The following is a 22,086-nucleotide window of genomic DNA, read 5'->3' on the forward strand; positions in this document are numbered from 1 at the left end:
GCCGGGCATGAGGGCAACCGCCCCCGGAACGGAGAGGAGTTCAGCATGTCGAGTACGTCGAGGACGCGGATGCCGGCGGCATCGAGGACCAGGACGACCGTCGTCTCGCTGATGGCGGTGGGCGCGCTGCTCGGCACCGCGGGCGCCGCGTCGGCCGACGGCACCGCGACGCGGCCGTCGGGCGCGCCGACGGGTGACGGCGCGAAGGCGCTCTGCAAGCGGGCGCCGAAGATCGACCAGCGGATCGACCGCATCCTCGGACGGCTGAACGGGGGCGCGTCGCAGCGCGGTTCCGTCGCCCGTCTGGAACAGCGGGTGGCCAACGCCAAGTCCGCCGGGCACACGCAGATCGAGACCTATCTCAACAACCGGCTCACCTTCCGGCGTTCCTTCGTCCCGACCCTGGAGGGCCGCAAGAAGGACCTGGCGGACGTCGAGAAGTGGTGCACGAGCCACGACAACGGAGCCAACTCCTGATGAGCGCACGGCACCTGGCCCTGGCCCTCGCCGCGACCGCGCTGCTCCTGACCGCGTGCGGCGGCCCGACCGACACCACGAACGCCCCCGCCTCGCCCGGCCCGGCCTCGACGGACCTAGCCCATCTGCGGAAGCTGGTCGACGGCGCGGAGTCCGCGGCGAGTTCCGCCGAGTCGGACATGGCCCGGGAGTAGTTGTCGTCGTCCGCCCCGGCGGTGTGCGGGAGTGCACACGACCGGGGCGTTCGGGGGCGACGGCCGGTGACGAGGCCTCCGCGGTCCTAACCCGGCTGTTCCGCGGGCTTCCTGGACAGCGGACGTACGCCCTGCACGTACGTCAGCCACGGACGGACGTCGCCGCTCCCCCGGATCTCGAAGCCCGCGCCGGTGATGAACCCGTCCAGCAGGTCGGTCCGGTTGTGTGACATGGCGTGCCCCAGGCCGCCGTGCACCAGGTGGCGCCCGAGGACGGTCTTCGGCGGCCGGAACTCGACGACCAGCAGGCGTCCGCCCGGCCGCAGGACGCGGCACATCTCCTTGAGGGCCGCCGGCCGGAGTTCCTCGGGCAGGTGGTGCAGCATCAGGCTGGTGACGACGGTGTCGAACGACGCGTCCGGGAGGGCGAGGTTCTCCGCGACCCCTTCCCGGTAGGCGCACGCGGCACCCTGTCCGGCCGCGTTCCTGCGCCGCGCGTAGGCGAGCACCGACGGCGACGGGTCCACGCCCGTCACCGTTCCCTCCGGTCCGACGACGGCGGCCATGCGCCGGGTCAGATACCCGGTGCCGCAGCCGACGTCCAGCACGCGGTCACCGGTCTCGGCCCCGCTCAGCGCGGCGAGCCGGGAGAAGGCGCGGTTCCGACGGCCCGCGAAACAGAACGCGCCGCACAGCTCGTAGGCACGCGGGGCACCGATGGTCACCCCTGGGGTGTCCGCGTGCGGCTTTCCTTGCATAAGGCGCCCGATGGACATACCGGCCACACTCCTTAACTTAGCGACGACTAAGTACATCCCTAACTTAGTCTCGACTAAGAAAACTCGCAACGGGCCTACGATGGCGGGTGTGACCGACACCGAGAAGACCCCCGCCCACCAGGGCAAGGCCCGAACCCGCACCCGGATGCCCGCCGCCGAGCGGCGCGCCTCGATCCTGGCCGCGGCCACCGAGGTCTTCTCCGAGACCGGCTACGAGCGGGGCAAGGTCTCCGACATCGCCCGGCGTGTCGGGGTCACGGAACCGGTGGTCTTCCAGAACTTCGGCTCCAAGTCCGCCCTCTACCAGGCGGCCCTGGACCATGTGACCACCGCGGTCACCGCGCTCCTGACCGAGGCCGCGGACACCGGACGCCCGGTCCCCGAGGTGCTGGCGGCCTTCCTGGACCCGGCCCACATGGACCGCTTCCACCAGCGCGGTGCCCACGGTTTCCTGTTCGCCGACGCGGCGGCCCTCGCCCACGACCCGGCCCTCGGCGAGGCCGCCCGGCACATCCACCAGAACTTCGCCGAGGCCCTCGCGGGACTGCTGCGCCGCGGCCAGAACGCCGGTGACATCCGCGACGACATCAGCGCGGACACCGCGGCCTGGTGGCTGATCTCGCTGCTCGCCGGACGCCCGCTGCGCAGCGCGGTGATGCCGGACCGGGCCGCCGTGGAGGCCCAGTTGACGGACATGGCCCTGCGGTCGCTGCTGCCCCCGGGCGGCGAGCCCGCTCCGCGGCCCCCGGCCGGCGATCAGCCGTCCGGCAGGTGACACGAGGAGTCCCGGCGCGTACAGGGCTCCCGGCCACATCGCCTCGCGACCCCCAGCGCCTCCGGCCGCATCGCGTCGCCTTGCTACCCCGCCGCGCCCGGCCGTATCGCCCTCCGACTCCACGGCACCGTAGAATTATTGCTTTGTGGACCAAAAAGGACATGTTTCGCGACATGATCTCCTCCGGTGATTCAGCCGTCGAAGTCGTCCCATGACGCGGGGGTGCCGGCCGGACGCACAGCAGAGGTGATTTCCGGTGACTGGTGCTACTCCGCTGATGGTCGTCGACGGCGCGGGCGTCGTCGTCCGGTGGAGCCGCAGAGCACGCGAGATCTGGCTGCGCTCGGACTCCGAGGCCGTGGGACGGGCGGCCCTGGCCATGGTCGCGTCCGGCGCCGGGGACTCCGGCAACGGGAACTCCGGCACCAGGGACTTCGACGCCGACGACTCGGGCGGCGGTACGGAACCCCGATCCGGCCCCCTGGTCATCCATGACGTCGACGGGAACCCGGTCGATCTCCGGGTCCAGGTGGTACCGCTGTCCGGCGGCGCGGTCGCGTGGGGCGTCTTCGAGGCCGACGAAGGCGCCACCCCCGGCGGCACACGGACCGCGGTCTTCGACATCCTGCGCGCCAACACGCACGAGGCGTTCTTCGTCCTGGACTCCGAGCTGCGTGTCCTCAGCGTCAATGAAGCGGCCTGCGCGTTGTGCGACATCGAGGCGGACAAGGCTCTCGACCGCCCGGTCACCGAAGTGTGCCGTCCCGCCCGTCCCCAGGAATTCGAAAGTGTCCTGCGGGGTGTTCTCGCCGACGGCACGTCCGTCGCCGACTACCTCGTACGGCTCGACCCGCTGAAGGGTCCGTCGCCGGAGCGCTTCGCGAAGGTCTCGGCGTTCCCGCTGAACAGCGCGCGCGGTGTGGTCGTCTCCATGACCGAGGTCACGGAGTCCATGCGCACCAAAAGGCGTCTGGCGGTGCTCGGTTCGGTGCGGGAGAGGGTGGGGCGAAGCCTGGACGTCGTCGCGACCTGCCAGGAACTGGTGGACGCGCTGGTGCCCGGCTTCGCCGACATAGCGGTGGTCGAAGTGGTCGACGCCGTGGTGCGGGGCGAGGATCCTCCGCTCAGCCCGCTCGGGCGTGACATCCCGCTGCGCCGCGCGGCCTTCCGCTACGAGGGAAGCGCCCCCATGGCGCAGGCCCGTCCCCTCGGCGACGTACGGGCCGTGCCGGCGCCGACGCCGTACTCACAGGTGCTCAGCGATCTCAAGCCGCGAGCCGTCGCCCTGGACGGCGCCACCCCCTGGCTCGACGCCGATCCGGAACGGGCCCGCGCCATCCGCGCCTCAGGCGCACGCCTGCTGCTCACCGTCCCGCTGGCGCTACGGGGCGCCGTGCTCGGACTGCTGAGCCTCTATCGCGTACGGCCGAACGACGCCTTCGACGAGAACGACCTGGCCGTCGCCCACGAACTGGCCACGCACACCGCGCTCAGCCTCGACAACGCCCGCCGCTACACCCACGAGCACACGATCGCGGCGGCCCTGCAACGCCATCTGCTGCCGCCGGAACCGCCCTCGCAGACGGCCATCGAATTCGCGCAGTTGCACGTCCCGGCCGACGCGGGGGCGGGCACCTGGTACGACGCCTTCGCTCTGCCCGGCGCGCGCACCGCCCTGGCGATCGGCGAGGTCAGCGGGAGCGGCATCGACGCCGCGACCACCATGGGCCAGCTCCGGACGGTGATCCAATCGCTCGCCGCGCTCGACCTGGAACCCGACGAGCTGCTCGCCCGCCTCAACGACGCGGTCGTACGGCTCGCCCACGAGCGGGCGGCCCTGCCGCCGAGCGATCCACTGCACGAGCAGCCGCTCAGCGCCGGCTGTGTCTACGCGGTCCACGACCCGCTCCACGGAGTCTGTGTCATGGCGTCCGCCGGTCATCCCGCGCCCGTCGTCGCGCACCCCGGCGGTGTGGTGCACGTCCCGGAGATCCCGACGGGTCCTCGCCTGGGCAGCCGGGACGGACCTCCCTTCGCCACCACCTCCGTCCCCATGCGGGACGGCAGTGTTCTCGCGCTGCGCTCCACCTCGTTCCCGGCCTCCGAAGGCCCGCACGGGGACCGGCCGGACCCGCTGCGGGAAGCACTGGCCCGGCTGGACCGGCCGCTGCGGGACATTCGGGACGACATTCTCTACAGGCTGCGCGACACCTCGGGCCTGCACGATGTCCTTGTGCTGCTGGCCCGCACCCGCGCCTTTCCGCCGGACCAGGTCGCCACCTGGGCACTGGACTCCGTGCCGACGGCGGCCGCGGCGGCGCGGCACCACGCCCGGGACCGGCTCGGGATGTGGCGGGTGGGCGAAGAGACCGCCTTCGCCACCGAGTTGATCGTCAGCGAGCTGGTGACCAACGCCCTGCGGTACGGAGCGCCACCGATCCGCTTGCGCCTCATCAAGGACACCACGCTCACCTGCGAGGTCAGCGACGCCGGCGGAGCGGCTCCGCGCCTGCGCCACGCCCGTACGGTCGACGAAGGCGGACGCGGCCTGTTCATCTGCGCGCAGATGAGCCACAACTGGGGCATCCGCTACTCCGCGCAGGGGAAGACGATCTGGACGGAACAGACGCTGTCCTAGGGGCAGTTGCTCGGATCACGCCCCGGACGCGGGGGCGCCGTACATCCTGCCGCAGACGCGGTGCGCCGTACCGCGTCTACCGAGCCAGGTCGCTCGCGACCTCGCGTGCCGCGCGGGCGCCCGACGCGAGCGCGCCCTGCACCGAGCCGGTGGCCCGGTGGTCGCCGCACACATAGCGGCCCGGGGAGACCCGGGCGGTCCGGCCGAGCGGATGCGGGGGCGGCATCGCCGGCAGGGCGTCCGGAACGGTCCGGACGGTCAGCAGGTCCCAGCCCGCGGTGTCTGTGCCGTACACCTCGGCGAGCGCGTCGCGCAGCCACACCTCCCGGCCCTCCTGGTCGTGCCCGAGCACCGAGGTGGCGATCAGCGACATCCCGGGCGGGGCGTAGCCGCGTACCACCTCGGTCAGGACGCAGGTGTTGAGGAAGCGCCTTCTCGTGTCCGTCAGCAGGATGGGTTCGGCCAGCGGGGAACGGGTCGCGGCGTGGTAGTACGTCGTCACGACGCGGTAGGCCGGGAGCTCCAGTTCGGGCAGCAGACGGGCTGCGGGGCCCGGCCCCGTGGCCACCACCACGGCCCGCGCGGCGAGTTCGCCTCCGGCGTCCAGTTCGACCCCGTCGTCCGTGAGCCGCGTGACCGGGGTGCTGAGGCGTACGGCGTCCGGGGGCAGCGCCTCGGCCAGCAGGCGCGGCACCGCCCCGATCCCGGCGCCGGGCAGGCACAGGGTGCCGCGCAGCATGCTGCGCCAGACGAGATGGAAGACCCGGCCCGAGGTCTCCAGCCGGTCCTCCAGGAAGACTCCGGACAGGAAGGGCCGGAAGAACCGCTCGACGAACTCCTCGGAGAATCCGGCCGCGGCCAGCGCGGTGCGGGTCGTACGGTCCTCTCCGCGTTTGAGCGATCGTGCGGGAGCGAGCATGTCCCGGCCGGACAGTGCGGCCAGCGCGATCAGGTCCCGGGTTCCCGCGAGCCGCCCCGGCCGCAGGTCCCCGAGCCGCCGTGGACCGCGGGTCGGGTCGCTGAAGCGCAGCGGCCCGTCCTCCGTGTGCACGAGGATGCCGGGCGTGAAGGGCCGCAGTCGCAGGTCGCGCAGCACGAGCCGGCGCCTGACCTGCGGATAGGACGTGTTGAAGACCTGGAAGCCCCGGTCGACGACGAACCCTTCGTGCGGGTCCGAGCGCATCCGGCCGCCCACGCCGTCCGACGCCTCCAGGACCTGGACCCCGAAGCCGTACCCGGCGAGATCGCGGGCGCACGCCAGACCGGCGAGCCCGCCGCCGACGACCAGGACATCGGACACTCCGCGCTTCGCGGTCATGGGCATCATCCTCCGAGCAGCCGGTCCGTCCGCGCGCCCGTGAGCGCGCGTGGGTGATCCGGGCACGGGCCGACGGCCTCGCGCCGTCGCACGCGCCCTCCTGCTCCGATCTTCCCGCCGGGCGCGCCGGGCGGATGCGGGGCCACGCCGGGAGACCGGCCGCGCGTCGTACGGCGCGGGGGTCCCGGGGGCTCCGGCGCGGAACAATTCGGCGCGGTCGGCCGTTACAGGGAATGTGGCGCGGAGGGGACAGTGTCCCCGGGCCTCACCCACAGCCCGCGGGGACGATCGTCCGGCTGAAGCCCCGTGGAGCCTCTCGCCGAGCGGCGGCCACCCTCCGCACACCGCGTGAACGGCCCCGGCTGGTCTCCCCCGTCCAGCCGGGGTCCCTTACCGTGCCGCACCGATTTTCACTGTGCCGCGCCGATTTTCCATCGCGCCCGGCGACAGCGAAAACCGCCGGCCCCACCCGGCATACGGGCGGAACCGGCGGTTCGCGTCGCGTCAGTGGCCTGAGCCGTAATGGCCGCCGATCTGGTCGCGGTAATGCGGATCTCCGAGATGCTTTTCCTTGTCGAATTCCGGTGCCGACTTGATTTCGTCCTTGGTCCTGGCGACCTGGACGGTCTTGTCCTCGTGGCTGATCGACGTGATCGTTCCGGCCGGCAGCAGGACCTCCTTGCCGAAGATCCAGACGCCGGTGTCGACGACGATGTACTGAGAACCGACCTCGTCGGAGTGCTTGTCGACCTTCCCGATGTGGCCGTCGGTCGCCTCCACCCGGTAGCCGGTGAGATCGTCGTCGGCCGTGTGACCACTGGTCGGACCGTAACCCCAAAGGTTCTCGTTCACGAAGAAGTCCTCCACTCGTCGGCGGACGCGCGCCGCCGTCGCACACGGGTGTGCGGGTGCGCGCCCCGTTGACCGGATTCCGGTCACGATTTCCTCAGCGTGTTTTCCGCTGAAGCCCACGGGTGTCCCGTTCCCGGCCGCTGACACCCGCTTCCCGGGAATCGCCCGAATTCCCGTCGCGGGCGCGGACTCCGTCGGCTTCACCCCGGCGTGCCCCTCGGCGTCCGAGCCGGCGGGACGACGGCGGCCCCGCCGCGCGATCCCGGGGGGGGTGGGGTCACGGGCGGGGCCGAGAGCTCGTGGCTGCCGGGGGGAGGCATCCACGAGCGGTCCCGGATTCCTTGTGCCCGCACTCCCCCGGTTCATGCACGGGTGTTTCGGACGAGGCCGGAGATGCCGCCCGGGAGGGAGATACGCGGGGAAGGACGGGGGTCCGGCCGGAAAAGACCGGCTTGGCCGATTTCGGGGCTAAACCCGGTGGACCGGTGAGCGGTGCGCCGGGCGCGATACGTTCGATATCCGCCAATGGCGGTGGCGGGACCGTGCGACCGGGCGGCGCCGCCCACGCCCCGGCACCCCGGTTCCCCGACTCCGCGTCGCCGTGCGGGAATCGGGGCGGCGACCGCTCCCACGACGCCTCCACCCGCCCCTCACGGGACATCCACTTCCGGCCGGACGTCACGCTCCGTGTCCGCAGCGGGGCAGACGGTGCGTTCGTGGCCTGCCTAGCCTCCCGGGCCATGCGATCAACACAGTTGAGACGTCTCGGTCTCGCCTCCGCCCTCGCCTTCGTCCTCGCGTTCGCCCTCGCCCTGTTCGGCCTGGCCCCCGGCGCGAACGCGGCCGACCCGGCCCCGGCCGATCTGACGTTCACCACGGACAGCGCCACGACCCTCCCGGGCGGCACGGTGGATCTGTCGATGACGATCACCAACCACAGGACGTACGACGTCTGGTTCGTCTACCAGACGATCGAGCCGACCTGGCTGACCACCCAGCGTCCCGATCTGAAGTACAGCTTCACCGGCTGCGCCCTGGCCTCGGCCGCCGGCAGCGTTCCGTGTCCGGGCACGGGACCCGGCAACCTCGGCCCGGACTACGGGTCCACCATTCCTCCCGGCCAGAGCCGAACCGTCACGCTCACCCTTCAGGTCGCCGCCGACTCCGGCTGCAACGGCAACATCGGCTTCTACTCGTACTACTACGCCGAGTTCAGCGACAGCACGAACACCAACGGCGGTCCGGTGTACACACCCGAGACCCGCGTGCTCTGCGCCTGACCGGCTGGACCGATGGGCGACGCATCGGAAATCCGGCGAGTCGCCGACAGGGCGGCCGGTCCACGCGACTCGCGCGGACCGGCCGCCCTCGGCACACAGTCGCCTCACAGGTCCGGGCCAGGGTGACCTAAAACCGATCATTCAGCCAAAACCTTCCGCGGTCTGGACCACTGGCACTACGGCGGGGCGGATCCAGGCGTTCCAGATCGGGTCACTCTCCGGTCGTGGCCAGCACAGTAACGTTTCGCGCCGTAACCGTCCGATACCCCACAGTGACGGTCGCGCCTTCGTCGCAACGTGCGAGGACCACCCGTTCGATACCCGCTCTTTTCCGTCACGTTTCGCAGCAGGCGCACGAAAGCTACACAGAGACCCCACTATGTGACGCGACGAACGCGTTGACGACCACGTCTGAGGGGGGCTGTGGCGTCGCGCCAGGGGGTGGTCGGCTCCATGCGAGCAGCACTCACCCCTGCCCGGGGAGGGGACCTCACCGCATGAAGCGGACGATTCACACGACCGCGCTGACCGTCAGCGCGCTCATCGCCTCGTTCGGCTTACCAGCCGGCACCGCGCACGCGGACACCGCCACACCCCGCATAGATCTGCGGGTCCTGATCGTGAGTGACGGCGGTCCTGCGACCGACGCCATCGCCGCCGAACTCAGCGCCGCCGGCACGCCGTACACCGAGGTCGACCTGCAGCAGTCCGGACGGCCGGTGATCGACGCCGGCTTCCTCGCGGACACCGTGGGCGGCGTACCGCGCGCCAAGTTCCAGGCTGTCGTGCTGCCCAACGACAACCCGTTCGCGGCGAACTCGGCCGAGATGGCGGCCCTCGCCGCCTACGAGCAGACGTACGCGATCCCACAGGTCGACGCGTACACCTACGCGCGTCCGGAGGCCGGACTCCAGTACCCCGTCTTCGGCGGCTACTCCGGCAGCCTCGACGGCGTACAGGCGCAGGTCACGACGGCCGGCAAGTCCGGGCCCTTCGGCTATCTGGACGGGGCGGTGCCGTTCGAGGACAACTCCCCGGACGTGGGCGAGAGTTACGCCTACCTGTCGACGCCCGCCGCGGGAGCCGACTTCACTCCGTACGTCGACGCGCCGATCCCCGGACAGTCGACGCGAGGGTCCCTCGTGGGCGAGTACCGGCACGACGGACGGCGTGAGCTCGTCGTCACGTTCGTGTACAACCAGTACCAGCAGCAGTTCCGGCTGCTGGCGCGCGGAATCGTGGAGTGGATGACCGGGGGCGTGCACCTGGGCGCCTCGCGCAACTACTTCGCCGTGCACGTCGACGATGTCTTCGCCGGTGACGACCGCTGGGACACCACGCTCAACTGCACTCCGGGCGACATCGACTGCCCGCAGGGCGAGGGGGCCACGAACCCGATCCGGATGACCCCGGCCGACGTCGACCACGCGACCGACTGGGAGACCAGAAGGAACTTCACCCTCGACCTGGCCTACAACGGCGCCGGCAGCGTCGACCAGCGCGAGGACAACGACGGTGCCGACCCGCTCGCCGACAAACTGATCGCCGACCGGAACCGGTTCCGCTGGATCAACCACACCTACACCCACGCGTTCCTCGGCTGCGAGCAGGACACCACCGTGGTGCCGTGGAAATGCGAAACGAACGCCGACGGCAGCACCCAGTGGGTCAGCCGCACCACGATCGCCGACGAGATCGCGAACAACCGCGCCTGGGGCCAGACCGCCGGACTCCCGCTGGACAACCAGGAGTTGATCACCGGTGAGCACTCCGGCCTGAAGATCTCTCCGCAACAGCCCGTCGACAACCCCAACCTGGCACTCGCGCTCAACGACACCGGCGTCGTCTGGCTCGGCTCCGACAACTCCCGCGAGACCGACCAGCGTCAGGTCGGTCCCGCCGTCACCGTGCCCCGCTACCCGATGAACGTCTTCTACAACGCGGGCAAGGCGGCCGAAGAGGTCGACGAGTACAACTGGATCTACACCGGCCGCGCCCAGGGCGGCAGCGGTGTCTGCGAGGACCACCCGGACACCTCGACCTGTCTGTCGGCGCCGCTGAGCACCAGCACGGGCTACACCGGCTACATCGTGCCGCTGGAGACCCGGATCGACCTCGGGCACGTGCTCGCCAACGACCCCAAGCCGCACTTCATCCACCAGTCGAACCTCGCCGAGGAGCGCATCGCCTACCCGGTGCTCGACGGCGTCCTCGACGGCTACGACAGCCTGTTCGCGGACGACACCCCGGTGGTGAACCTGCGGATGAAGGACATCGGCGTCGAACTGCGGCGCCGGGCCGCCTGGAAGGCCGCTGTCGACGCCGGCCAGGTCACCGCCTACCGCGTCGGTGACACCGTCACCGTCCAGGCGCCGAGCGGGGTCGCGGTCACCGCCACGATGCCCACGGGCACCACGAACGGCACGGCGGGCTTCGGCGACGCCTACGCCGGCGAGGTCTCCGGATGGACCACCCCGGCCGGCACAGCGCTCACGCTCGGCCTGCCGTCGTCCGCCGCCGCCCTGACCTCGACCGTCGACGCCTCACGGCAGCCCGCGACCAGCGGCGCGCCGGACACCCGCGTACCGGCGGGCGTCACCGAGCAGGTCCCCTACAGCCCGGCCGACTGAGCCGCGTACCGACCGAAGGTCCCGGCCGCGCCATCCGCGGCCGGGACGGGCTCGACCACCCCAAACCTCGGCCGTGGAGCACATCAATGCACGTTCCCCGCGGCGCGCGCAGCCTCAGCTCAACGCGCGTCACCCTGCTCACCGAAGGCACCTACCCGCACAGCCACGGCGGCGTCAGTGTCTGGTGCGACCAACTCGTCGACGGCATGCCCGACATCGACTTCGACGTCATCGCCGTCACCGGCACCGGACGCGAACCGATCGTGTGGGACATCCCCGCACAGGTCCAGGACATCGTCGCGGTCCCCATGTGGGGTCCGGCGCCCGACGGCCGCCCGCCCCGCGGGCGGCGCCGCAATCAACTCACCACCGCCTACGAACAGTTCCTGACCTCCCTGCTCGACCCGTGCGCCGAGGACCGGTTCGCCACCGCGCTGTACGCGATGGCGCAGGCCGCGGCCGACGGGATGCTGAGTCCGTTCCTGCGCGGCGACCGCGCGATCAGCATCCTGACCGGGGTGTGGAACCGTCCGGGTCTCGCCGTCCGCGAGGCCCGGCCGACCCTGCACGACGCCATCACCGCGACCGCTCTCCTTGAGCACGCGCTGCGCCCGTTGACGGCACCGCTGCCCGAGCACGGGGTGGCGCACGCGGTCAGCGGCGGTGTCGCCGTACTGCCGGGCCTGGCCGCGCTCGAACGGCACGGCGTACCGCTGCTGTTGACCGAGCACGGCGTCTACCTGCGCGAGCGCTATCTCGGTTACCGCACCGGTCCGTACCGCTGGCCGGTGAAGGCCGTCGTGCTGGGCTTCTTCCGGCTGCTCGCGGAGGAGACGTACCGGCGCGCCGCGCTGATCACCCCGGGCAACCGCTACAACCGGCTGTGGGAGGAGCAGGGCGGCGCCGCACCCGACTCGATCCGCACCGTCTACAACGGCGTGGACCCCGCCGCGTTCCCGCCGGCGGGTCCGGAGCCGGAGCGGCCGACCCTCAGCTGGGCCGGACGCGTCGACCCGATCAAGGACCTGGAGACCCTGATCCGGGCGTTCGCCCTCGTACGGGCCGAACTCCCGGACGCACGGCTCAGGTTGTTCGGCGGCACACCGCGTGGCGGCGAGGCCTACCGCGAACGCTGCGAGGCGCTGGCCGCCGAGCTGGGGCACGCCGACGCGGTCACCTTCGAGGGCCGCGTGGACGACATCAAGGACGCCTACGCGGCGGGCAACGTCGTGATGCTCTCCAGCATCAGCGAGGGCTTCCCGTTCACCCTGATCGAGGCCATGTCGTGCGGGCGGGCGACCGTGTCCACGGACGTGGGCGGGGTGCGCGAGGCCGTCGGCGACAGCGGACTCGTCGTCCCGCCACGGGATCCGGGCGCGATGGCCGCCGCCGCGCTGAAGCTGCTGAGGGATCCCGGACGCCGCGCGTCGATGGGTGAGGCGGCCCGGCTGCGGGTCATCGAGCAGTTCACCCTGCGGCAGACCGTCGACACCTTCCGGACCATCTACCTGGAACTGTCGGCGCTCGGCCGGATCGTCCCGGGCGTTCCCGGGCCGGCCGACGCCGTGCTCGCGGCACCGGCCGGCCCGGTCGCTCCGTCCAAGCAGAGGAGCCTGGCCGGATGAGCGGACCGATGGCCCTGGGACCCGGCGGTACGGGGGGCGACACCCTGTCCCTGCGGCTCGCCGACGACCGTACGCTCGCCCGGTCCAGGCCCCGCCAGGGCCCGGACCGGGACGCGGTCGACCGGCTCGCCGCCGAGCTCGCGGAGGGCATCGGGCCGGCCGTCCACCCGTACGAGGTGGCCGCTCTGCTGGAGTCGGAGGGGCTGACCGCCGAGGTCATCCAGGAGCGGTACGGGCACCCGAACCTCTTCTCGCTCGCCTCCGCGCTGTACGAGCGGGTGCCGCGCACCTTTCCCGAGCCGCCGCGGCCGGCCGATCCGTGGCGCCCGGACCATGTGCGCTGCGGGCTGCGCGGGGCGCTGTTCGCCCTGCCGGGCCTCGCCTATCTGCTCACCGGGCGGCTGTGGCACGCGGGCCGGGACCTGGACGTCCTGGTGGTGGCCGGACTCGTCTCCTGGGCGTGGGGGCAGGCACTCGGGCACCGCGCCTACCTGCGCATGACCACGGGCCGGCGCGAGGCGGGCCGGACCCTGCTCAAGGGGGCGCCGCTCGGCGCGCTCGCCGCGACGGCGTCCGGGGCGCTGATCGCCGGATCCGGCACGGCGATCGAGGTCGCCGCCGCGCAGTCGGTGTATCTCGCGGCGGCCGGGGTGCTGCTGGTGCTGGGCGCGGAACGGCTGCTGCTGGCCGCGCTCACCCCGCTGATCGCCGGGGCGGTGGCACTGCCCTGGTGGGACCCCGGGACCGCGGGGCGCATCGCCCTGCCGCTGCTGTCCGTGCTCGGCGCGGTCGCCGCGGCCGGCTGGACGCTGCGGGCCACGTTCACCGCCTCACCGGTTCAGGGCGGCGCCCGTCCGTCGCTGCTGCGGTCGCTGCCGTACGGCCTGTTCGGACTGTCCGCCGGGGTGCTGGTGCTGCTGGAGGGACGACAGCACCCGTACGCGGTGATCGTGCTGACCGTGAGCATGGGACCGGCGGAGTGGCTGCTGTACCGGTATCGCGGGATGTCGGTGGCGGCGCTGCGGGCGACGGCGACTCCGGCCGCCTTCCTGCTGCGTTCGACCGGCATCCTCGCCCTCTGTCTGCTCGTCTACGTCCTCCCACTGCTGCCGGCCGCCCTGCTCACCGGCGCGGAGCCGGCCCCGCTGCTGCTGCTCGCGGCCACGTTGTGGACCGCGCTGCTGCTCCAGGCCTTCGGGGTGGCCTGGCCGCCGGCCGCGGTCTGTCTGGCGGCGGCCTGCGGGGCCGCCTCGGCCACCGTGCTCCATCGCCCGCCGAGCGCCGTCGTACTGACCCTGTTCTGCGGCACGGCCGCCCTGTGTCTCACCGTCTGTGCCGTGTGGCTGCTGGGGCGACCGGCGCCACACGCCTGAACCACCGCACACGGCCGCCCGGACAAACCCGTACGGCCGCCGCGCACATCCGAAAACGCACGTCACACGATCAACCAACCGGAAGGACCAACGAGTTGACCACCGAACCGCTCGCCGCCGTCACCGGAGCCGAGGGTTTCATCGGCTCCCACCTCACCGAGGCGCTGGTCGCCTCCGGACATCGGGTGAGGGCCATGGCGCAGTACAACTCCTTCTCCTCGTACGGCTGGCTGGAGACCCTGCACCCCGATGTCCTGGACCAGGTGGACATCGTCCTCGGCGACGTCCGGGACCCGGGCTCGGTCCGCGGTCTGGTCGAAGACGCCCACTGCGTCTACCACTTGGCCGCGCTCATCGCGATCCCGTACTCCTACCAAGCGCCGCACAGCTATGTGGACACCAACGTCACCGGCACCCTGAACGTGCTGGAGGCGGTGCGCGCGCTCGGCACGCCCCGGCTCGTGCACACCTCCACGAGTGAGACGTACGGCACCGCGCAGACCGTGCCGATCACCGAGGACCATCCCATCAACACCCAGTCCCCGTACGCCGCTTCGAAGGCGGGCGGGGACCGGCTGGCCGACAGCTACCACGCGAGCTTCGACACGCCTGTCGTGACGCTGCGGCCGTTCAACACCTTCGGCCCGCGCCAGTCGATGCGCGCGGTCATCCCCACCGTCATCGGCCAGGTGGCGGCGGGCGAACGCACCATCACGCTCGGCGATCTGCGGCCCACCCGTGACTTCACCTTCGTCAAGGACACCGCGCAGGCGTTCCTCGCCGTGGGCACGGCGCCCGCGGAGAAGGTCGTGGGGCGGACCTTCAACGCCGGTACGGGCGGCGAGATCTCGGTCGGCGACCTGGTGGCGCTGATCGGCAAGGTGATGGACACCGCCCTCGACGTGCGCGAGGACGCGGGGCGCATCCGGCCGGCCAACTCCGAGGTGATGCGGCTGGTCGCCGACGCGACCCGGCTCACCGGGGCCACCGGCTGGAGCCCCGGTCACGACCTGGCCCAAGGACTCGCGCGGACCGTGGAGTTCTTCCGCGAACCGGCGAACCTGGCCCGCTACAAGACCGGCATCTACAACATCTGACCCGTCCGGCACGTCCCACGAAGGAGGAGCCTCATGCACGCAGTGATTCTGGCGGGAGGCAAGGGCGTCCGGCTGCGGCCCTACACCACCGCCCTGCCCAAGCCGCTCGTTCCCATCGGCGACCAGCACGCCATCCTGGAGATCGTTCTCCGTCAGCTCGCCTCGGCCGGGTTCACCAGCTGCACCATCGCCATAGGCCACCTGGGCGAGATCATCCGCGCCTACGTCGGCGACGGGTCCCAGTGGGGCATGGCCGTCGACTACTCCACGGAGGAGAGCCCGCTCGGCACGATGGGCCCCCTGCTGACGATGCGCGACCGGCTGCCCGAGTCGTTCCTCGTGATGAACGGCGACGTGCTCACCGATCTCGACTTCGGCGACGTCCTGGTGCAACACCGGGGTTCGGGCGCGCCGCTGACCATCGCGACGTACGCGCGCAAGGTGCACATCGACTTCGGCGTGCTGACCACCGACGACAGCAAGGTGGTCGCCTTCACCGAGAAGCCGAGCATCGACTACCGCGTCTCGATGGGCGTGTACGGTCTGTCGCGGTCCACGCTCGAGGGCTATACACCGGGGCTGCCGCTGGGCTTCGACGAGCTGGTCCTCGACCTGCTGCGGACCCGGAACGAGCCGCACGCCTACGATTTCGACGGGTACTGGCTCGACATCGGCCGCCCGGACGACTACGACCGGGCCAACGCCGAGTTCACCACCCGCAAGTCGCTGTTGCTCAAGGGAGCCTGACCACCGCATGCGCATTCTCGTCCTGGGCTTCACCGGCTATCTGGGCGGCCATGTCGTCGAGCACCTGCACACCCTTCCGGGCGTGCGGGTGCTCGGCGGCGGCCGCTCGCCCGCCGCGGAGTTCGGCATCGACCTGGCCACCGCTCGCAAGGAGCGGCTGGTTCCCACCCTGGCGGCGGCCGCGCCCGACGCCGTGATCAACTGCGCGGGCGCGACCGGCGGCGACGCCGTGACCCTCGCCGAGGTCAACTCCCGTGGCCCCGCCGTTCTTTGCGCGGCGCTGCGCGAGGCGGCGCCGGCCGCCCGGCTGGTCCATCTGGGCTCGGCCGCCGAATACGGTCCCGGTGTCCGCGACACCAGCGTGACCGAGTCCGCCGCCACCTGTCCCCTCACCCCGTACGGGGCCACCAAGCTCGCCGGCACGGTCACCGTCACCACCTCCGGACTCGACGCGGTGGTGCTCCGGGTGGGCAACCCCGTCGGGCCCGGGGCGCCGGCCGCCGGGCTGCCGGGCCGGATCGCGGGACTGCTCACGGAGGCCGGCACGGACCCGGACGCGGTCATCCGCCTCGGCGACCTGTCGGCGTACCGCGACTTCGTGGACGTACGCGATGTGGCACGGGCGGCGGTGTCCGCGGCGACGGCCCCCGGACAGCTGCCACGCGTCCTCAACATCGGGGGCGGAAAGGCCGTTCCGGTGCGCGACCTGGTGAGCGGTCTGGCGCGCGTCGCCGGGTTCCGGGGGCGTATCGAGGAGAACGGCGGCGGTTCCGCCCGCTCGGGCGAGGTGTCGTGGCAGTGCTCCGACATCACCGCCGCCGGGGAGGCCCTCGGCTGGCGGCCCACCCTGACCCTCGACGACTCGTTGGCGGCGCTCTGGACGGCAGTTGCGGGGACTGCTCCCGTTCCGCGTCCCGAAGACGACCGGCCGTCATGAGCCTGCTGATTCCGCTGTACGTCCACCCGGGCGAGGACCCGGGGGCCTGGCACCGCCTGATCAGGTCGGCCGACCGTACGTACGGGGTCGTCATCAACCCGGCCGACGGGCCGGGCGAGGGCCCGGATCCCTCGTTCACCGCGGCGGCGGACGCGCTGCGGTCCGCGGGCGCCCGGCTGCTCGGCTATGTCGACACCGACTACGGCGCGCGCGATCCGGACCTCGTCGCGGACGAGGTCCTGCGGCACCGGGACTGGTACGGGACCGAGGGGTGTTTCCTCGACCAGGTGGCGCCGACCCCGGAGGCGATGCCCGGCTGCAAGCGGCTGGTGCAGAGCCTGCGCCGGCTCGGCTCGGCTCCGGTCGTGCTGAACATGGGTGTCCACCCGGCGCCGGGGTACGCGCGCTTCGCGGATCTGCTCGTCACGTTCGAGGGCCACTGGTCCACGTACGTGTCGGCGTTCAGCAGACCGGCCTGGACCGCGCGGCATCCGCCCGAGCGGTTCTGTCATCTGGTCTACGGCGTCCCCGAGGCGCTCGTTCCGCTCGCCGTCCGCACCGCGCGTGAGCGCGGTGCGGCGGTGGCCGGTCCTGTGACGGGTGAACTCCCCAATCCGTGGGCGCGGTTGACGCCCGCCCTGAGCCAGCCGGAGGCCTGAGCGGTACACGTCCCAGAGCGCCGTTCCCGCGCCCGGACCTCCTTGCCCGCACCCCGGCTCCTCGTCGGCGCGGCGGCCTCCTTTCCAGCAGTTCGATGGCATGTCTCGGTCAAATCTGCGAGGCTTCCAGGTGCCGTCGCCCTGACCCCAGGGTGACGGCACGGAAATCTCACCAAGCGACCGCGCGCACCCGCGCGCGGCCCGCGGCCACCCAGCGGCGCACCCCAGTCGTCCCGGGCGGCCACCGAGCAGGCCGGAATCCCGGCCGCCTCAAAGGAGTTTCGTGTGAGACCGACCCCCCTCAAGGCCCTGGCGGCACGCGTTCTCGTCGTCGCCGCCCTGGCCGCAGTCTCGCTCCCCAGCACCCCCGCGGCCGCCTCGCCGCGTACAGCACCGGCGGCAGCGGCCGCCTGCACCCCGTCCCAGGTGGTGACCAACGGCGGCTTCGAGAGCGGCACTTCGCCCTGGACCCAGTCCTCGACCACCGTGATCACCAGCCGCACGGGCCAGAGCGCCCACGGCGGCACCAGCTTCGCCTGGCTGGACGGCGTCGGCAGCACCCACACCGACACGCTCTCGCAGAGCGTGACGATCCCGTCCGGGTGCAGCAGCGCCAGCCTCACCTTCTGGCTGCACATCGACACGGCGGAGACGACCTCGTCGACGGCCTACGACAAGCTCACGGCGAAGATCGGCAGCACGACGCTGGCGACGTACTCGAACCTCAACAAGGCGTCCGGGTACGCCCAGAAGACGTTCGACGTGTCGGCGTTCGCGGGCCAGACCGTGACCGTCGCCTTCACCGGCACCGAGGACTCCAGCCTCCAGACGAGCTTCGTCCTCGACGACCTCGCGCTCAACACCTCCGGTGACACGACCCCGCCGGCCGACTCCACCCGCACCCCGGCCGCCCCCGCCTACACGGTCAGCCTGACCAGCAACACGAGCGGCACCAGCTGGACCGGTCACGAGAGCGTGACCTTCACCAACGCCTCCTCCACCGCGCTCAGCGAGGTGTACCTGAGGCTGTGGGACAACTACCACGGCACCTGCTCCGCGATGCCCATCGCCGTCAGCAACGTCAGCGGCGGCACCGCGGGCGCCCTCTCCGTCAGCTGCACGGCACTCCAGATCAGCCTGGCGTCACCGCTGGCACAGGGCCAGAGCGCGACGATCGGCTTCGACCTGGCCATCACCGTACCCAGCGGCGCCGACCGGTTCGGCTACGACGGGGCCTTCAACAACATCGGCAACGCGCTGCCCGTGCTCGCGGTGAAGGACGGCTCCGGCTGGCACCTGGACCCGTACACCAACAACGGCGAGTCCTTCTACTCCCTGGCCGCCGACTTCAAGGTGACCCTCGACCACCCGACGAGCCTGCTGGTCCCGGCCACCGGCACCTCGGTCGACACCGCCGGCTCCAGCGGCCGCACGATCACCACGGCCACCGCGTCCAAGGTCCGTGACTTCGCCTGGGCCGCCGGGCCGTTCACCAAGATCTCCGGCACCTCCCCCGCCGGCACCGCGATCAACATCTACACCGTCACCGGCATCAGCTCCGCCAACGCCCAGTCCATGCTCACCACCGCCAAGTCCGCCGTGGACGCCCACGCGGCGCGCTTCGGCGCCTACCCGTACGGCGAGCTGGACGCGGTGATCGACAACAACTACTGGTTCGGCGGCATGGAGTACCCCGGGTTCGTCCTCGACCTGGTCAGCACCACGGCGCTCACCCACGAGATCGGTCACCAGTGGTTCTACGGGATCGTCGGCGACGACGAGTACAACAGCCCGTGGCTCGACGAGGCGTTCACGGACTACGCCACCGACCTGGCACAGGGCCTCACCGGCACCAACTGCTGGAACAGCACCTCCTGGGCCTCGACCGCAGAGAAGATCACCAACTCGATGGCCTACTGGGACGCGCACTCGTCCCGCTACTCCACCGTCGTCTACGGCTACGGCAAGTGCGCCCTGCACGACCTGCGGCGCGTGCTCGGCGACACCGTCATGGCCAAGCTCCTCAAGGACTACGCCACGTCCCACTGGTACGGCGTCTCGACCACGGCCGAGTTCAAGGCGGCCGCCCAGGCCGCCACGACCACGGACCTGACGTCGTTCTGGACGACCCACCGTATCGACGGCTGACCGATCACCGTATCGACAGCTGACTGATCCCCCGGTCCGCCGCGGTGGCGCCTTCGGGCGTCACCGCGGCGCGCATGGTCCGCCGGGTCGCGGGCAGGTTCCGCCGTACGGCGGCTCCCGGTCCGGGCGCACGGCGCCCGATCATGGTCGAGTGAGCCGCCGGGCTCGCCGCGAGGAGATGTCATGCTGCTGGTACCGCCCCCGTTCGACCCCGAACTCGGTGTCGCCCTCGCGGCGGTCGGCGGGTCCACGCCCTCCGGGCCGAGCCTTGCGGACATCGCCGCCCTGCGCGCGGCACAGGAACTCGCGGTGCCCGCGTACGACCTCACCGACGGCGGCGCTTTTACGACCTCGGACCTGACGGTTCCGGGGCCGAAGGGCGCGCCCGACATCTCGCTGTTCGTCGTCAGGCCCGTCGCGCCCCCGAAGGACGGGCCGCGCCCGGTGATCTACCACTCCCACGGCGGCGGCATGGTCCTCGGCACCAACCGGGCCGGGGTGGAGGTCGTCCTGGAGTGGGCGAAGGAACTGGACGCGGTCGTGGTGTCCGTCGAGTACCGGCTGGCGCCCGAAGACCCGTACCCGGCCGGGGTGGAGGACGTGTACGCCGGTCTGCTGTGGACAGCGCGGCACGCCGGGGAGTTCGGCGGCGACCCGGAGCGGATCGTCGTGGCGGGCGCCAGCGCGGGAGGCGGCCTGACCGCGGCGCTCGCCCTGCTCGCCCGGGACCGCGAGGGGCCGCGGGCGCTCGGGCAGGTCCTGATGTATCCGATGCTCGACGACCGCAACGACACTCTGTCCGCGCACCAGATGGCGGGCGTCGGCGCCTGGGACCGTACGGCCAACTCGACGGCTTGGACAGCCGTGTTGGGCGATGCCCGCGGCGGCCCGCACGTGCCCGCCTATGCCGCCCCGGCGCGGGCCGCCGACCTGTCCGGACTGCCCCCGGCCTTTCTCGACGTGGGCTCCGCGGAGACCTTCCGGGACGAGGTCGTCGACTACGCGTCGCGGATCTGGCAGGCAGGCGGAGTGGCCGAACTGCACGTGTGGCCCGGCGGTTTCCACGGCTTCGACTCGTTCGCCCCGCACACCGCGCTCGCCCGGACCGCCCGCGCCGCCCGCGTAGCCTGGTTGCGCAGGCTCCTCGCACCATGACGGCTCACTATCCTCGACAGCCGCCGCGCCCACGGTCGTTCAGACGGGCAGAAGGCGGCCGATCAGCGCGCTGAGCTGCTGGGCGTTGCGGCACTCGTGCATCTCGACGAGCTCGGCGTAGGCGAGGGCGGCGGAGTCGCCCGTGCCCCACTGCGAGCGGGCCTCGGGGTTCAGCCAGTAGGCACGGCGGGCCTGCCGGGTGAGCTGCCGGACGGCGGGAAGGTTCGGATCACTCATGTTCGTACGGGCGTCACCGAGCACGAAGACGGTCGTCCGGGAGCCGACCGCCCCGGTGTACCGCTCGGCGAACTCGCCGAACGCGACGCCGTAGTCACTGCTGCCGTGCCAGCCCGTGATCGTCGCCTCGGAACGGATCCGGGCGCTCAGCCCCTCGGGGTCGGCGGCGCCGGGCCCGATCAGCCCGGTCACCTCGTCGACCCGGTTGACGAAGGCGAACACCCGCACCTTGCTGAACTGGTCGTGCAGCGCCTGCACCAGCAGCATCGTGAAGTCCGAGAAGCCCGACACCGACCCCGACACATCGCACAGCAGCACCAGTTCGGGCCGCACGGGACGGCGTCTGCGCAGCACCGGGCGCATCGGCACCCCGCCCGTGGACAGCGATCCGCGCAGGGTCCGCCGCAGATCGATGGTGCCGCGACTGGCCCGGCGGCGGCGCGCGGCGAGGCGGGTGGCCAGTTTGCGCGCGAGCGGCTGTACGACCTTGCGGAGTTCGGCGAGCCGGTCCCGGCCGGCGAACAGGAAGTCGACGCGGTCGGCGGTCGGGGCCACCGCGCGCCGGGCGATCTCGTCACGGTCGCGCCGCTCGGCGATCCGGCGCCGCGCCTCCGTGGCGACCTGCCCGCGGAACACCTCGATGCGGCGGCGGATCTCGTCCTCGAGCAGCCGGTCGGTGAACCCCGCCCCGCCGCCCCGCGCGCGGACCGTGTCCCGCGCACGGGCCATCAGCGTCTGCGGTCGCAGCCGGTCGAGCGTCTGGTACGAGGACCAGCCGTCCGTGGCCGTGGTACCCTCGTAGCCGCCGAACCCGTCGACGGCTTCGATGGCCAACTGCCCCATGAGAGCTTCGTCGTTGGCGGCCAGGGCGGCGGCGAGGCGGTCCCGCAGATCGTCCCGGTCCGCGGGCGGCGCGCCGTCCGGTGCCCCGACGCCCCGCGGGAAGTACACGTCGAAGACGGGGTCGAACACCCGCCGCTGTCCCGGGTTGTGGAGCAGGGTGGCGGCCAGCCCTTCCCGCAGCCGGTCACGGTCCGCGAAGCCCAGCGCCGCCACCGCCTGAGCGGCGTCCACGGTCTCGCCGGTGCCGATCCGCACGCCGTGCGAGCGCAGTGCGCCGACCAGTCCCGTCAGCCGGTCCGCGACTGCGGCGGTCGGCACGGCG

At 71.9% G+C, this 22,086-nt stretch carries 18 protein-coding genes; 14 read left to right on the plus strand and 4 right to left on the minus strand.

Features of this window, described 5'->3' with window-relative positions:
- The first annotated feature begins 45 nt into the window (after nt 1-45).
- Together ACZ6KY_RS22045 and ACZ6KY_RS22050 are read left to right on the plus strand one after the other, a co-directional pair.
- On the plus strand, nt 46-477 hold the full coding sequence (locus ACZ6KY_RS22045; protein WP_469311987.1) for a hypothetical protein: 432 nt from the start codon (nt 46-48) through the stop codon (nt 475-477).
- Nucleotides 477-671 (plus strand): hypothetical protein, encoded by a 195-nt coding sequence (locus tag ACZ6KY_RS22050; protein ID WP_469311988.1) that lies wholly within the window; start codon nt 477-479, stop codon nt 669-671. The genes ACZ6KY_RS22045 and ACZ6KY_RS22050 overlap by 1 nt, the downstream gene beginning before the upstream one ends.
- A gap of 86 nt (nt 672-757) precedes the next feature.
- On the opposite strand, the gene ACZ6KY_RS22055 is transcribed toward ACZ6KY_RS22050, so the two are convergent.
- A complete protein-coding gene (locus ACZ6KY_RS22055; protein WP_469311989.1) occupies nt 758-1,447 on the minus strand; it encodes a class I SAM-dependent methyltransferase in 690 nt (229 codons plus the stop codon).
- A 91-nt stretch (nt 1,448-1,538) separates the two neighbouring features.
- Between ACZ6KY_RS22055 and ACZ6KY_RS22060 the strand changes: the two genes are divergently transcribed.
- Both ACZ6KY_RS22060 and ACZ6KY_RS22065 read left to right on the plus strand, forming a co-directional pair.
- A complete protein-coding gene (locus tag ACZ6KY_RS22060) occupies nt 1,539-2,225 on the plus strand; it encodes a TetR/AcrR family transcriptional regulator (RefSeq protein ID WP_469311990.1) in 687 nt (228 codons plus the stop codon).
- 256 nt (nt 2,226-2,481) lie between these two features.
- Nucleotides 2,482-4,863: a SpoIIE family protein phosphatase gene (locus ACZ6KY_RS22065; RefSeq protein WP_469311991.1), complete on the plus strand. Its 2,382-nt coding sequence runs from the start codon at nt 2,482-2,484 to the stop codon at nt 4,861-4,863.
- A 76-nt stretch (nt 4,864-4,939) separates the two neighbouring features.
- Here ACZ6KY_RS22065 and ACZ6KY_RS22070 read toward each other — a convergent pair whose 3' ends face one another.
- Nucleotides 4,940-6,181, minus strand: a complete 1,242-nt coding sequence (locus tag ACZ6KY_RS22070; RefSeq protein WP_469311992.1) for an NAD(P)/FAD-dependent oxidoreductase — start codon at nt 6,179-6,181, stop codon at nt 4,940-4,942.
- 504 nt (nt 6,182-6,685) lie between these two features.
- A complete protein-coding gene (locus ACZ6KY_RS22075) occupies nt 6,686-7,033 on the minus strand; it encodes a PRC-barrel domain containing protein (protein ID WP_469311993.1) in 348 nt (115 codons plus the stop codon).
- 740 nt (nt 7,034-7,773) lie between these two features.
- Here ACZ6KY_RS22075 and ACZ6KY_RS22080 point away from each other — a divergent pair.
- The 10 genes from ACZ6KY_RS22080 to ACZ6KY_RS22125 all read left to right on the plus strand — a co-directional run bounded on the left by ACZ6KY_RS22080 (nt 7,774) and on the right by ACZ6KY_RS22125 (nt 20,684).
- Entirely contained in the window at nt 7,774-8,313 is a 540-nt protein-coding gene (locus ACZ6KY_RS22080) for a hypothetical protein (RefSeq protein ID WP_469311994.1), read from the plus strand.
- Nucleotides 8,314-8,810: 497 nt separating this feature from the next.
- Nucleotides 8,811-10,943 (plus strand): hypothetical protein, encoded by a 2,133-nt coding sequence (locus ACZ6KY_RS22085; protein ID WP_469311995.1) that lies wholly within the window; start codon nt 8,811-8,813, stop codon nt 10,941-10,943.
- 86 nt (nt 10,944-11,029) lie between these two features.
- On the plus strand, nt 11,030-12,568 hold the full coding sequence (gene pelF / locus ACZ6KY_RS22090) for a GT4 family glycosyltransferase PelF (protein WP_469311996.1): 1,539 nt from the start codon (nt 11,030-11,032) through the stop codon (nt 12,566-12,568).
- Entirely contained in the window at nt 12,565-13,941 is a 1,377-nt protein-coding gene (locus tag ACZ6KY_RS22095) for a hypothetical protein (RefSeq protein ID WP_469311997.1), read from the plus strand. Before pelF ends, ACZ6KY_RS22095 begins: the two co-directional genes overlap by 4 nt.
- 95 nt (nt 13,942-14,036) lie before the next feature.
- Nucleotides 14,037-15,038, plus strand: coding sequence for a GDP-mannose 4,6-dehydratase (locus ACZ6KY_RS22100; protein ID WP_469311998.1), 1,002 nt, complete (start codon nt 14,037-14,039; stop codon nt 15,036-15,038).
- A gap of 33 nt (nt 15,039-15,071) precedes the next feature.
- Complete coding sequence (locus ACZ6KY_RS22105) at nt 15,072-15,785, plus strand: nucleotidyltransferase family protein (RefSeq protein ID WP_469311999.1); 714 nt, start codon at nt 15,072-15,074, stop codon at nt 15,783-15,785.
- A gap of 7 nt (nt 15,786-15,792) precedes the next feature.
- Complete coding sequence (locus ACZ6KY_RS22110) at nt 15,793-16,722, plus strand: NAD-dependent epimerase/dehydratase family protein (RefSeq protein ID WP_469312000.1); 930 nt, start codon at nt 15,793-15,795, stop codon at nt 16,720-16,722.
- Nucleotides 16,719-17,381: a spherulation-specific family 4 protein gene (locus ACZ6KY_RS22115; RefSeq protein ID WP_469312001.1), complete on the plus strand. Its 663-nt coding sequence runs from the start codon at nt 16,719-16,721 to the stop codon at nt 17,379-17,381. Before ACZ6KY_RS22110 ends, ACZ6KY_RS22115 begins: the two co-directional genes overlap by 4 nt.
- Nucleotides 17,382-17,666: 285 nt before the next feature.
- Nucleotides 17,667-19,529, plus strand: coding sequence for a M1 family metallopeptidase (locus ACZ6KY_RS22120; protein ID WP_469312002.1), 1,863 nt, complete (start codon nt 17,667-17,669; stop codon nt 19,527-19,529).
- 183 nt (nt 19,530-19,712) lie between these two features.
- Nucleotides 19,713-20,684, plus strand: coding sequence for an alpha/beta hydrolase (locus ACZ6KY_RS22125; RefSeq protein ID WP_469312003.1), 972 nt, complete (start codon nt 19,713-19,715; stop codon nt 20,682-20,684).
- Between the two features lie 39 nt (nt 20,685-20,723).
- On the opposite strand, the gene ACZ6KY_RS22130 is transcribed toward ACZ6KY_RS22125, so the two are convergent.
- Nucleotides 20,724-22,082 carry a VWA domain-containing protein gene (locus ACZ6KY_RS22130; RefSeq protein ID WP_469312004.1) on the minus strand — a complete coding sequence of 453 codons (1,359 nt, stop codon included), beginning with the start codon at nt 22,080-22,082 and terminating at the stop codon, nt 20,724-20,726.
- Nucleotides 22,083-22,086 lie beyond the last annotated feature (4 nt).

It is taken from the genome of Streptomyces sp. NPDC042002 (assembly GCF_055588305.1).